Consider the following 12,231-nt stretch of genomic DNA (forward strand, 5'->3'; position numbering starts at 1 on the left):
TTTCTTTATTTCGCAATTCGGCGCTCCAGAATAAAAGGACCAAAAGGAATGAAGGCAGCCAGGAAAGCCCCTAACACTCGCCAAATCGACCAGCGATGCATTAATGTGACCCAAGCAATGGAGATCAGATAGAGCACAAAGAGAAACCCGTGTGCCATCCCCACAAACTTAACGGCCTGCGGAAGGTCGAGTGCGTATTTGAGCGGCATAGCAATGCCCAATAAAATCAGAAAGGAAATTCCTTCAGCCCTCCCAACATAGCGTAGGGTGTTTAGTGATTGTTTTAGCAATATGTACAGCTCCTTTAGAGATAAGATTTGTAGAGTCACATCTATTTTAACCTAGAAATGTGTAGGGAGTATGAACAAAACGTTTCAATTGGACACAACCTAGTTTTTTTAGTAGGATAATAGGAATAGCTTAATAATAGCTTCATAGAGGTAGGGGGAAAATCAGATGCTTCGACTTGGTGAGAGAGTCATCGTCATTGGGGATAGTTTGGAACAAAACCTGCCGATTGGCGGATATGGATATATCATTGCTTACGACCGCAATAACGATAATATTTTCGATTACGTCATTCGAGTTCCCAAAGATAATAAACACTATTATGTGCCAGCCATCGATATAGAGTTGGAAGAAGTGCTTCTTCATGAGGAAGCGGCTCGCGTCGAGAAAGAAGCGTTGATTGATTTTGCGCTGGCCACAAAAAATGAAGAGCTGTTCCGAAGAGTGATGAACGGCGAGGCAAGTCCGGAGCCGGAAAAGGAACGGGACAAAGAAGTGCAGTCCAGAGAAGAATTTATTAAACAAATCGGCTTGAAAGCCTGGATTTAATACACCATATCGTGAGAAACCCGCTAAATCAGCGGGTTTTTTCTTTTTCTTAAGAGGTTATTGATAAAATCGGTAAATGGTGGTACATTAATAACCGAACACAAAACTGTTTTAGTATTTTAGTTCTGAGGTGAGCGTATGGATGCCAAAAAACAATTAATTATGGAATCTGCCAAGAAATCTTTTTCCCTTTTTGGGTACAAAGGCACGACGATGGATCAGATCGCCAAAATTGCCGGTGTAGGCAAGGCGACGATTTATACGTTTTTTGCTAATAAAGAAGAGCTGCTGCACGACATTATTCAGTCCTTAATCACGGAGATGAAATCAGTCGCCGCGAAAGCGATCACGGAAGGGGCAACGCCCTTCGAGAAGATTCATGGAGCGTTGTATGAGATTCTCGTTTTCCGCAAAGAGCATGAGCTGCTCATTCAACTATCCCACGAGGTGCAGCAATTTGGCAGCCCGGTTACGATCGAAGCGATGGCCAGTATTGAGACGGAGGTCGTTCAGTTTATCTCTGAACATATTGAACGTGCGATACATAATGGTTCAATGAAAAATTGCGAGCCGAAAATGACGGCTTTTATCTTATTTAAGCTGTATGTTGCTTTAGTGTTCGATTGGGAAAAGCAGAATGAGCCTCTGACCGATGAGCGGATTCTCAAGCTTTTGCAGATCTACTTTGGCAATTTCATTAATGATTAATTTTTTATTTTAGTATTTTGGTGGAGGGATTTTTTTATGCGTTTTATTCGACCAATGGTTTATTCCGTGATGGCGGTTGTTATCGGCACAAGTGCCTTTCTGCTAACGGCGAAATCAGCTAGGAGTCAAACGGATGCTGTGAATCAAGTACATCCTACAGCTTATATAGAAACAAACGAAGTGAGCGCCAGTTTTAAAGTAGGCGGCAGAGTCACTGAGGTCCTTGTGAAGGAAGGGGAAGCGGTGAAAAAAGGGCAGGTGCTCGCCCGTCTGCAGAGCGCTGAGATCGAAGCGAAGGTCGCACAGGCCAAAGCGGCCGTCGCGCTGGCGCAAGGCAAAATTGCCGAAGCGCAAGGCGCAACGGCTACCGCGGTAGCGAAGAAGCAGCAGGGCATCGCGGGCGTGAACGTAACAGCGGACACGGCTGAGCAGCAGGTCGCACAAGCCCAGGCTGCGGTTAACGCTGCCCAAGCGAAGGTGGATGCGCTGAAGAACGGCGCGCGCCCTGAGGAGAAGAAGCAGGCCGAGATTCAATTCCAAGCGGCTTCGGAAGTGTACACGATTGCCGAGCAGAATTTGAATCGGATGACTGCGATGCTGGAGCAAGGACTTGTCTCGCAAGCGGACGTAGACAAAGTGAAGGTCAGCTTCGAGGAAGCGAAAACCAAGCGAGATTTGGCTCAGCAGCAGCTGAACATGGCGAACCAAGGCCCGCGGGAGGAAGAGATTCGCGGAGCGGAAGCTTTGCTGGAGCAGGCGCAAGCATCCTTGAAGCTCGCTGAAGCTAACCGCGGGACGGTGCAGGTGCGACAAGGCGATGTCGCAGCGGCAGAAGCCGCCGTGCAGCAAGCCCAAGGCGCGGTCAAATCCGCGCAGTCCGGCGAGCAGCAAGCTCAAGCCGCGCAGCTGGAAGCCGAGACCTATTTGAGCTATACCGAGCTGCTTGCTCCGACGGATGGTGTAGTCTTGTATCAATCCGCCCAAGTTGGCGAGATTGTTGGCTCTGGCTTTCCTGTTTTTTCGATGGAGTCTACGGAGCAGCGCTGGGCTAAGTTTTACTTGCCGGAGACGGCGATTACAGGACTCAAGGCGGGAAACAAAATCAGCATGACCATGTTATCGACGGGCGAGAATGTTGTAGGTACCGTTATATCTGTGGCGGCAGCGCCTGATTTTGCCATCAAAAAAGCAACACAAACCTCAGGTGAGACGGATATCCGCTCCTTTGGGATCAAAATCGAGCTGAGCACCTTGCCGGACACAGCCACAACTGGCATGACCTTGCAGTGGAATGGTAAAACGGAAGGATGATGAAAGAGATGGATCTTCGGATTGGCAAGCTGATAACGGAAGAATGGATGCACATTCTGAAGGACCGGCGTCTTTTTCTGATCTTGTTCTTCGTTCCGGTCATGTATACCGTGCTTTTCGGATCGATTTATGTCCATCACAAAGTTACGGAAATGGCGACAGTCGTGATAGATGAGGACCAAAGTCCGCTCAGCCGTCAGGTCATTCAAGCTTTTGAGCAGAGTGAATCGTTTGAGATTACGAAGGAATATCACTCGGAAGAGGACGTCAAGCGTGCACTGGAGACGGGGGAAGCGAAAGTAGGATTAGTTATTCCTTCGAATTTTGAGGCGAAGCTGAAACATGGCGAAACGCTGCCAATTCTCACGCTAATCGACGGCAGCAACATGATGATTTCGAATTCGGCGACCAAAGGCGCGAACGAAGTGATCACGACATTCAGCATGGGATACTCTCAGAAAAAGCTTCAGCTGCAGCAGGGACTCCAAAACGAGCAGGTCATGAACACTCTATCACCGATTCCTTACCGGTATCGGATTATGTATAACTCAACATTTAACTATAGCGATTTTATGCTCTACGGTCTTGTCGGGGCTATTTTGCAGCAAGTGTTATTTCTCGGTATTGCCCTAACGATTACCAGGGAGAAAGATGCGGGTACATGGCAGCGTTTTGAGGCTTGGAAAAGAAATCCATGGCGCATTGCGTATGCGAAGACAGCTCCGTATTTCTTAATTAATCTTTTTAATACATCCGTCACCTTCGTCATTGCTTTGTATGCTTTTGGCGCTCCAATGGGCGGAAGCTTGCTTGTAGGTTTGGCTATTATTCTTAGTTTTACCTTTGCAGTCAGCGGGATCGGCTATCTCATCAGTTTGTTTTCCGGCAATCAACTTGGGGCTACACAAACGGCGATGCTTATTGCTGTGCCATCCTTTATGCTTTCAGGTTTCACGTGGCCGTTCGAGGCAATGCCAAAAGCTCTGCAGGTGTTCGGTCACATGCTGCCACTTACGTATTTCTTGGACGGCGTGCGCAACGTATTCGTGAAGGGGAACGATTTTTCCGTTATTTCGCATGATTGCGTTGCACTGATTCTAACCGGAGCTTTGACCTATTTCATCGCCATGCTGTTAACGCGATTTGTTGTATTTTCCAAGAAGAAAACGTCCGTTAATCAACCTGCGCTGCCGCCAAGCTCCAAACTCACTGCTTAACTACCCAAGGAAGGAAGCGATTTTTTTGAAAAAAACGCTCATAAGTCTCTCAGCAGCTCTGTTACTCCTTTCCAGCTCAGCGTATGTTTACGCGGATTCATTACTAGATCCCGATCAAAATGTTTATGTGAACGAGGACGTTTTGGAGACCGTATCCTCCGTTAATTTGGACTATGTGTTGGATAAAGCGCTGAAAGATTCCCATAACCTCTCTCTGCTAGCGCTTAAATATGCCGCCCAAGGCAGCAAAAAGTCCGATCTTGAGCAGCAAATGGATAACATGAGCTCGGCGTCTTTTGCGCCAGGTCACTTGCCTAGCACACCTGAGGAGGTTACCAATACGGGGAATCCGATGTTGCCGAATCTCACAGAACCTGCCGATATTGCTTGGACCGTGATGCAAAATAATGCGATGAACCAAATAATGCAGGGCATGGGCGCTCTCGCCGGGGGTATGAATGCGATCATTTCCGCTCAACGGGCGCAAATGAACACAGCTGCGCATCAGTTAGGAACGGATCAGCGCAACTCGCTGCTCCAAACCGATGAAGCCAAAGCCGGTATTCGCCTGCAGACCATCGCGCAATACGTGCAGCTGCTTGGCCAAAAGAAACAGCTCGCTTTTATGCAGGAATACGAAGGTGTGATGGAGAAAGAGCTGCTGCGCGCAACGCTGCTCTCACAGCAAGGTTTGGCCTCCTCGGAGGATGTGCTGACAGCGCAGAAAGCCATTAATAAACAGAAGGACGATACCGCTATCTTGTTGAACAATTATCGTCTGGGCCTTGTGCAGCTTTCGACGGACATTGGAATTTCCTATGATCCAAATTTAATCCTCCAAGATATCGAACGTATTTCGGTTCAGCCTATTGCAGAAACGGACACGATGACTTTATTGAAATCTTCTTATCAAATGAAATCTTCCGCTAATAACATCGATGAAGCTGTGTGGGAAACGGATCATACGGTGACCCAGAACACTTACGGTGAAACGTATTTAGGTGTCAATGTGGCGATCAATGGTCAGAAGAATGAGCAAATGCAACTCGACCTGACCAAAAAAATCCAATCTACCTATAACGATGCCAAAAATGCGTATGCCGCAGTCCTTACGGATCAGCGGAATCTGACTGACGTTCAAGCGGATATGAAAAAAATGAAGTTCCGCTATGAGGCAGGTGTTATCTCCAAGCATGATTTGAACAAGTTTCAGATAAAAGTAGATCAAAATGAAACACTACTAGCCGCAGCCAAACTGAAGTATTACGTACTAAATGAAAAAGCGAAGGCCATGGACACAGGATTTATCCAATAAAATCAATTGCCCAAACTAACCACACTCCTTTAGTCGCAGAGGTTCTTCGGAACTTGATCTGCATAGGGACTGTGGTTTTTTCTGGATTGAGTTCACAAATTATCTGGGATATAATGAAAAGAATGACTAAATGCTGATTCAAAGGGGTGTAGAGAACTTGAGCATTACCAGAAAAGATGTCGATCATGTCGCGAAGTTGGCTAGACTCGATTTAAGCGAGAATGAGAAAGAACTATTTACCGGACAGCTTAATGCCATTTTAAAATATGCGGAGCAGTTGAACGGGTTGAATACCGAAGGTATAGCTCCGACGAGCCATGCTATGCCGTTAGTGAATGTGATGCGGGAAGATGTTGTTACGCCGTCGCTGCCGATTGAGAAGGTCATGGCGAATGCTCCCGATCAAGAAGACGGGCAATTTAAAGTTCCGGCTGTTTTAGAATAGAGAACCATATGAAAGGGAGTGCCTGTCGTTGTCTTTGTTTGATCTAAACCTACAACAAATTCACGCGAAGCTTCAAGGCAAAGAGATTACCGTTGCCGATCTCGTGGATCAATCCTATACAAGAATTGGGCAAGTGGAAAGCAAAGTTCGCGCTTTCCTTACATTGGATGAAGAGAATGCAAGACAAGCTGCGGCCAAATTGGACGAGCAGCTCGCAAGCGGTCAAGCGCGTAGCGATTTATTCGGCCTTCCCATCGGGATCAAAGATAATATGGTCACCGAAGGTCTGAGAACGACCTGTGCTAGTAAGTTCTTGTCGAACTACAATCCGATCTATGATGCGACCGTTGTCAGCAAGCTGAAAGAGGCGCAGACGGTTACCATCGGCAAGCTGAACATGGATGAGTTCGCGATGGGCGGTTCCAACGAGAATTCCGCCTACCACCCAACCCATAATCCGTGGAACACGGATTATGTGCCTGGGGGCTCCAGCGGTGGCTCTGCTGCTGCCGTAGCTGCAGGCGAGGTGTATTTCTCGCTGGGCTCCGACACCGGCGGCTCGATTCGCCAGCCGGCTGCTTACTGCGGTATCGTCGGACTGAAGCCGACGTACGGCCTTGTGTCCCGCTATGGTCTTGTCGCGTTCGCGTCTTCGCTCGACCAGATCGGGCCGCTGACGAAGAACGTCGAAGACTCCGCCTACCTGCTGCAAGCTATCGCAGGTTATGATGCGAAGGACTCCACTTCTGCGAAAGTGGACATCCCTGACTACCTCAGCGCACTGACCGGAGATGTCAAAGGTCTGCGCATCGGTGTACCGAAAGAATACATGGGCAACGGGATTGACCCTGCCGTGAAAGAGAAAGTGCTTGAAGCACTTAAAGTACTTGAAGGCTTAGGCGCCGTATGGGAAGAAGTATCCCTGCCGCATTCCGAATATGCGGTTGCGACCTACTATCTGCTGGCTTCTTCTGAAGCCTCGTCGAACCTTGCGCGTTTTGACGGGATTCGTTATGGCGTCCGTTCCGACAACGCCAACAATCTGCTTGACTTGTATCATCTCTCCCGCAGCGAAGGCTTTGGCCCTGAGGTTAAACGCCGGATCATGCTTGGAACTTATGCCTTAAGTTCGGGTTACTATGATGCTTACTATCTGAAAGCACAACAAGTTCGCACATTGATCAAACAAGATTTTGATCAAGTGTTTGAGAAATACGATATCATCATCGGGCCGACGGCGCCGACGCCTGCCTTCAAAATTGGCGAGCAAAGCAACGATCCGCTCACGATGTATCTGAACGATATCATGACCATTCCGGTCAGCTTGGCGGGTATTCCTGCGATTAGCGTACCTTGCGGATTCGTGAATGAACTTCCGGTTGGCTTGCAAGTCATCGGCAAAGCGCTGGATGAAGCTACTCTATTGCGTGTAGCTCACGCTTTTGAGCAGCATACAGATCACCATAAGCAGCGCCCGCAATTGTAGTTCATAGTTCATGAGTAACGAAGGAGGCATTTATTTTGTCGGCAACAGATACCCAATTTGAAACGGTCGTCGGTCTCGAGGTTCACGTAGAGCTTCATACCGCATCCAAAATATTTTGCGGATGTGCAACCTCATTCGGTGCACCTCCGAATACGAATACATGTCCTGTTTGTTTAGGACACCCGGGCGTATTGCCCGTGCTGAACCGCCAAGCAGTGGAATATGCGATGAAAGCGGCAATGGCGCTGAATTGCACCATTTCCACGCACAGCAAATTTGACCGTAAAAACTATTTTTACCCGGATTCTCCCGATGCGTACCAAACCTCGCAATACGATCAGCCGATCGGTTTGAACGGTTGGGTCGATATTGAAGTGAATGGCGAGACCAAACGCATTGGCGTGACGCGTGTGCATTTGGAGGAAGATGCGGGCAAGCTGACGCACGTGGATGGCGGATATGCCTCGCTCGTTGACTTGAACCGTGCCGGAACGCCGCTCATCGAAATCGTTTCGGAGCCTGATCTGCGCTCACCGGAGGAAGCTCGCGCTTACCTTGAGAAACTAAGAGCCATCATGATCTACTGCGACGTGTCCGACGTGAAAATGGAGGAAGGCTCGATGCGCTGTGACGCGAACATCTCCTTGCGTCCATTCGGACAGGAGAAGTTCGGCACGAGAGCCGAGCTGAAGAACATGAACTCGTTCCGTGGCGTCCTGAAAGGACTGGAGTACGAGGAATATCGTCAAGCGGACATTCTACGCAGCGGCGGTGAAGTCGAGCAGGAAACACGTCGCTGGGATGACGGGCAGGGCAAGACGCTTTCGATGCGCGGCAAAGAAGATGCGCATGACTACCGCTACTTCCCGGATCCGGATCTCGTGAGCCTTTATATCGATGATGCTTGGAAAGCAGCCGTCAAAGCTACGATCCCTGAGCTGCCGGATGCTCGCAAAGCTAGGTACAGCAGCCAGTTTGGCTTGCCGAACTACGATGCGGAAGTCATCACGTCTTCTATGAAGCTGGCTAACTTCTTTGAGGAGAGCCTTAACTATACGCAGGATGCCAAAGCAGTTTCCAACTGGATTATGGGCGATCTGCTCGGTTATTTGAATGCGAACAATCTTGAACTTGCGGATGTCAAAGTGACGGGCAAGGGTCTAGGTGAAATGATCGGCCTGATCGAAAAAGGCACCATCTCCAACAAGATCGCCAAAACGGTCTTTAAAGAAATGATCGAATCCGGTAAAGAACCACAGAAGATTGTGGAAGAGCAAGGACTCGTTCAAATCAGTGACGAAGGCGCGATCAAAGCTGTTGTCGAGCAGGTTGTAAACAATAGCCCGCAATCGGTTGCCGATTTCAAAGCGGGTAAAGAGAAAGCCGTCGGCTTCTTGGTCGGCCAAGTCATGAAAGAAACCAAAGGCAAAGCAAATCCAGGACTGGTTAACAAATTAATTCTGGAGTGCCTGAACAGCAAATGATACAGTAAAGTGGTGATCCTTATGGACACCACTTTTTTATTTGAAGGAGGCTTCCGCATGTCTATTGAATCTCTTCCACTGCATACGAATGAGGAAATCCTGCATCTGTTAGCGCTTCAAATCGCCTCCTATCGCGTTGAAGCTGAGTTGATTGGCTTCGAAGACATTCCTCCGCTTAAGGACGGCATTCAGTCTATACGCGAGGCTGAGGAGACGTTCTATGGCTATTACGTGCAGGAAGAGAACGAACGTAAGTTGGTTGGCGCGATTTCCTACTCCCGGGAAGGTTGTGTCGTCACGATCTGCCGGATGATGGTTCATCCTCATTTTTTTAGGCGCGGTATTGCTAGAGCGCTTTTGGAACATATACTACAGAAACAAGAAAATAATGGTGTGCAGCTTTTTATTGTCTCAACAGGTACGGCAAACCTGCCGGCTACCCAGCTTTATCAAAGTTTTGGTTTTACAGTGAAGCGGGTATTCACAGTTCCTCCGGGCGTATCACTAACGACCTTTGAGCGACCAGGGCTCATCAGGGAAAAATAGGGAGGCGATCACATCGTGAGCAATCCATGGGTTATTGATCAAGTTCATATCACCATACGGTTAGTCTTGGCGCTATTTCTTGGCGGCTTAATCGGCTTTGAGCGGGAGGTTAGCTCCCATGCTGCAGGGCTTCGCACGCATATTTTGGTCTGTGTAGGCTCCGCTTTAGTCATGCTGCTTTCCATGTATGGATTCAGCGCTTTTGTGAATGAGGTGAACGTTCGCTTAGATCCGTCGCGTTTGGCGGCGCAGGTCATCAGCGGTATCGGGTTCTTGGGGGCTGGAACGATTATTTTTAACGGAAGGTCCATTACAGGGCTTACGACGGCCGCCTCCCTCTGGGTAGTGGCTGGGATTGGTCTTGCCGTAGGGGCGGGCTTTTACTATCCAGCTGTCTTGGCTTGCTTTATGGTGTTAATATCCTTATGGATTTTGAACAAAGTAGAGCAAAAATTTTTTAACGGGAAAAAAGTTCGCATTCTCAAAATTCAGGCTATTGATCAACCGGGAACGCTCGGCGTGATTACTACCCTTTTAGGGAAACAGAAAGTTGATATTCGCAAAATTACATTGGAAGAACAAGAAAACGAGGACAAGCCGAATCAGGTTCAGATAACGTTTCATGTTACAATACCTAAGCCGTCTATCATCGTCTCCGTGCTTGAAGGAATTAATCAGATAGAAGGCGTCAGTGGCGTAACGATGGAAAAAGGAAAAAGTTGAAGGGGTTCTCCCACGGAGAGCGTCTAAGGTTATAAGACGAGTTACGGAAGGGGGAGGCAAGGCATGGACAATTTGACGGATGAGCAGCTGATCGACCGGGTCCGTCAAGGTCATTCCGATGCTTATCGTGTGCTGGTAGAACGACACAAAAGTTATATTTACACACTTGTATACCGCATGGTTGGACATAAGGAAACTGCCGAAGACTTGACCCAGGACGTATTCGTCAAGCTGTTTCGAACCTTATCGCATTTTCGCGGAGAGTCGAAGTTTACGACTTGGCTCTATCGCATGACGACAAATATCGTAACCGATTATCGGCGTTCACAGAAGCGTAAGCCCTATGAAGCTTTGCTTGATAAAATGAAGGGCTGGTTCTCGGACAGCAAGGAACAACCGGAAGAAAGGGCTCTGCTCAAGGATGAGCAGGAGCAGATGCAAGGGCTGTTGTCCGAACTTCCGGACAAGTACAGGCTTATTATGTATCTGTATCATTATAAGCAGCTTTCTTACCAGGAGATGTCCGAGGCGACCGGGTTGCCAGTCAAAACGCTCGAAACGAGATTATACCGGGGAAAAGCGATGCTCAAAGAAAAATGGTTGGAGGTGAATCCGCATGAATCCCAAGCAACAAGAAGACATCCGGCTCACGCAGTACCTAAATAAGCTGCTAGATGAGATGCCGCTTAACGAACCAAGCCCCTTGTTGACGGATCGCATCATGCGCGCTGTCCAAGCTGACGAGATCACGGTGCCGCAATCCAATTGGCAGGCATACCGGCGAAAAGCATGGGTCAACGGTCTTGTTGCAACCGCAGCAACCATTCTCCTGTTTCAGCTCGGAATTATTCATAAAATCATGAACATCGATGTAGGCATTATTCAAATTACTTCGTATATCCAACATTTATCTGAGTTATTATGACCAGAAGAACGGAGGCCTTTTACATGGCTATACCCAAAGACGGCTCGCATATTCCCCCGTATTCAACCGACTCCTCTTATCCAAACTATGCACCTTATTATCCGATTCCCAGGAAGCGCAAATGGGTTGCAGGTGTGTTATCTTCTATCTTCCCAGGTACTGGGCATTTCTACTTGGGTCTCATGCAGCGCGGCGTATTCCTGATGATGCTGCTGATCCTTGATATTTTCATCATTACATCGTTAGCTTCTCAGCATAATACAAGCGTTCCCGCCGTTACCCTTTTTGCCTTGTTCATCCCTGTGATCTACTTCTACAATCTTTTTGATGCGCTTCAAATTACGGATTATGTGAACCGGCGCAATGAACTTGGCGAGTTTGCAGGTTCCTATGACCATGAGTTTCAAGATCCTTTACAGAAGCTGATCAAAGGCACTAACATGGGCGTACTGCTTGTCGTTGCCGGCGTACTCTTTTTCCTTCTCAGCAATAAGCCGCGGTGGGTTACGGGACTCTTCGACTTCATGGGCTCTTATGTAGGTTCGATTGCCCTCGTTCTTGGAGGTTTAGCTCTGTATGTGATTGATTCCCGTAAAAATAAGCACTGACAAGTTGGCTAAACCGCATAACCATCATTGACAAAAGGGAATGACCACACGTACAATATTATGTAAGGTTTTATTGACTAACAGCGGGTGGTGTGTAACATGGCAGCACAATTAGAACAAGCATTAGCTAAATTGAAAACAACAGGTGTTCGAATGACGCCTCAGCGTCATGCGATTTTATCCTATTTGCTGGACTCCATGACGCATCCGACAGCAGATGATATTTATAAGTCCTTAGAATCCAAATTTCCTAACATGAGCGTAGCGACTGTTTACAATAATCTTAAAGTTTTTATTGAATCGGGACTCGTTCGGGAACTGACTTATGGAGATAGCTCGAGTCGCTTTGATGCGGATATGACAGACCATTACCATGCGGTTTGCGAAGTTTGCGGCAAGATTGCAGACTTTGAATACCCGCCTCTTCATGATATTGAGACAACTGCTGCCGGGCAAACAGGCTTTCAGGTTGGCGGCTACCGGTTAGAGGTTTATGGCGTCTGCCCGGATTGCACAGGGGTTACTAAGCATTAACTTTCGCAGAATTCCTCATTACCTGTTCCTATGTTGTATAATGAAACGTGATCATACCTTCTTGTTGATGGAGAGGGTAAGAGAGCGTTTTT

Annotated in this window: 15 protein-coding genes; 14 read left to right on the forward strand and 1 reads right to left on the reverse strand. The window is 47.9% G+C overall.

What is annotated here, in order from left to right:
* Positions 1 to 5: 5 nt before the first annotated feature.
* On the reverse strand, positions 6 to 290 hold the full coding sequence (locus ACKTT9_RS05860; RefSeq protein ID WP_157323862.1) for a DUF3817 domain-containing protein: 285 nt from the start codon (positions 288 to 290) through the stop codon (positions 6 to 8).
* A gap of 166 nt (positions 291 to 456) precedes the next feature.
* On the opposite strand from ACKTT9_RS05860, the gene ACKTT9_RS05865 reads away from it, so the two are divergent.
* From ACKTT9_RS05865 to perR, 14 genes are all read left to right on the forward strand, one after another.
* Positions 457 to 837, forward strand: a complete 381-nt coding sequence (locus ACKTT9_RS05865; RefSeq protein WP_315956230.1) for an ATPase — start codon at positions 457 to 459, stop codon at positions 835 to 837.
* A 138-nt stretch (positions 838 to 975) separates the two neighbouring features.
* Positions 976 to 1,545, forward strand: coding sequence for a TetR/AcrR family transcriptional regulator (locus ACKTT9_RS05870; protein ID WP_407870860.1), 570 nt, complete (start codon positions 976 to 978; stop codon positions 1,543 to 1,545).
* Positions 1,546 to 1,581: 36 nt separating this feature from the next.
* Entirely contained in the window at positions 1,582 to 2,856 is a 1,275-nt protein-coding gene (locus ACKTT9_RS05875) for an HlyD family secretion protein (protein ID WP_407870861.1), read from the forward strand.
* A gap of 8 nt (positions 2,857 to 2,864) precedes the next feature.
* The gene (locus ACKTT9_RS05880; protein ID WP_407870862.1) at positions 2,865 to 4,073 is read left to right on the forward strand and encodes an ABC transporter permease; all 1,209 of its coding nucleotides are present in this window, start codon (positions 2,865 to 2,867) and stop codon (positions 4,071 to 4,073) included.
* A 25-nt stretch (positions 4,074 to 4,098) separates the two neighbouring features.
* Entirely contained in the window at positions 4,099 to 5,388 is a 1,290-nt protein-coding gene (locus ACKTT9_RS05885) for a TolC family protein (RefSeq protein WP_407870863.1), read from the forward strand.
* A 157-nt stretch (positions 5,389 to 5,545) separates the two neighbouring features.
* Complete coding sequence (gene gatC / locus ACKTT9_RS05890) at positions 5,546 to 5,833, forward strand: Asp-tRNA(Asn)/Glu-tRNA(Gln) amidotransferase subunit GatC (RefSeq protein WP_127458260.1); 288 nt, start codon at positions 5,546 to 5,548, stop codon at positions 5,831 to 5,833.
* A gap of 28 nt (positions 5,834 to 5,861) precedes the next feature.
* Positions 5,862 to 7,319 carry an Asp-tRNA(Asn)/Glu-tRNA(Gln) amidotransferase subunit GatA gene (gene gatA / locus ACKTT9_RS05895; protein WP_407870864.1) on the forward strand — a complete coding sequence of 486 codons (1,458 nt, stop codon included), beginning with the start codon at positions 5,862 to 5,864 and terminating at the stop codon, positions 7,317 to 7,319.
* Positions 7,320 to 7,351: 32 nt separating this feature from the next.
* Positions 7,352 to 8,803 carry an Asp-tRNA(Asn)/Glu-tRNA(Gln) amidotransferase subunit GatB gene (gatB, locus tag ACKTT9_RS05900; protein WP_407872974.1) on the forward strand — a complete coding sequence of 484 codons (1,452 nt, stop codon included), beginning with the start codon at positions 7,352 to 7,354 and terminating at the stop codon, positions 8,801 to 8,803.
* A 57-nt stretch (positions 8,804 to 8,860) separates the two neighbouring features.
* Positions 8,861 to 9,349: a GNAT family N-acetyltransferase gene (locus tag ACKTT9_RS05905; protein WP_407870865.1), complete on the forward strand. Its 489-nt coding sequence runs from the start codon at positions 8,861 to 8,863 to the stop codon at positions 9,347 to 9,349.
* Positions 9,350 to 9,364: 15 nt separating this feature from the next.
* Entirely contained in the window at positions 9,365 to 10,072 is a 708-nt protein-coding gene (locus ACKTT9_RS05910) for an MgtC/SapB family protein (RefSeq protein WP_127458256.1), read from the forward strand.
* Between the two features lie 63 nt (positions 10,073 to 10,135).
* Positions 10,136 to 10,738 (forward strand): RNA polymerase sigma factor, encoded by a 603-nt coding sequence (locus ACKTT9_RS05915; RefSeq protein WP_127458255.1) that lies wholly within the window; start codon positions 10,136 to 10,138, stop codon positions 10,736 to 10,738.
* Positions 10,689 to 10,997: a hypothetical protein gene (locus ACKTT9_RS05920; protein ID WP_326062550.1), complete on the forward strand. Its 309-nt coding sequence runs from the start codon at positions 10,689 to 10,691 to the stop codon at positions 10,995 to 10,997. The genes ACKTT9_RS05915 and ACKTT9_RS05920 overlap by 50 nt, the downstream gene beginning before the upstream one ends.
* A gap of 23 nt (positions 10,998 to 11,020) precedes the next feature.
* On the forward strand, positions 11,021 to 11,605 hold the full coding sequence (locus ACKTT9_RS05925) for a hypothetical protein (RefSeq protein ID WP_407870866.1): 585 nt from the start codon (positions 11,021 to 11,023) through the stop codon (positions 11,603 to 11,605).
* Positions 11,606 to 11,704: 99 nt separating this feature from the next.
* Positions 11,705 to 12,139, forward strand: a complete 435-nt coding sequence (gene perR, locus ACKTT9_RS05930; RefSeq protein ID WP_127458252.1) for a peroxide-responsive transcriptional repressor PerR — start codon at positions 11,705 to 11,707, stop codon at positions 12,137 to 12,139.
* Positions 12,140 to 12,231 lie beyond the last annotated feature (92 nt).

This window comes from Paenibacillus sp. P36, from assembly GCF_045866505.1.
GTDB classification, from domain to species: Bacteria; Bacillota; Bacilli; order Paenibacillales; family NBRC-103111; genus Paenibacillus_E; species Paenibacillus_E chondroitinus.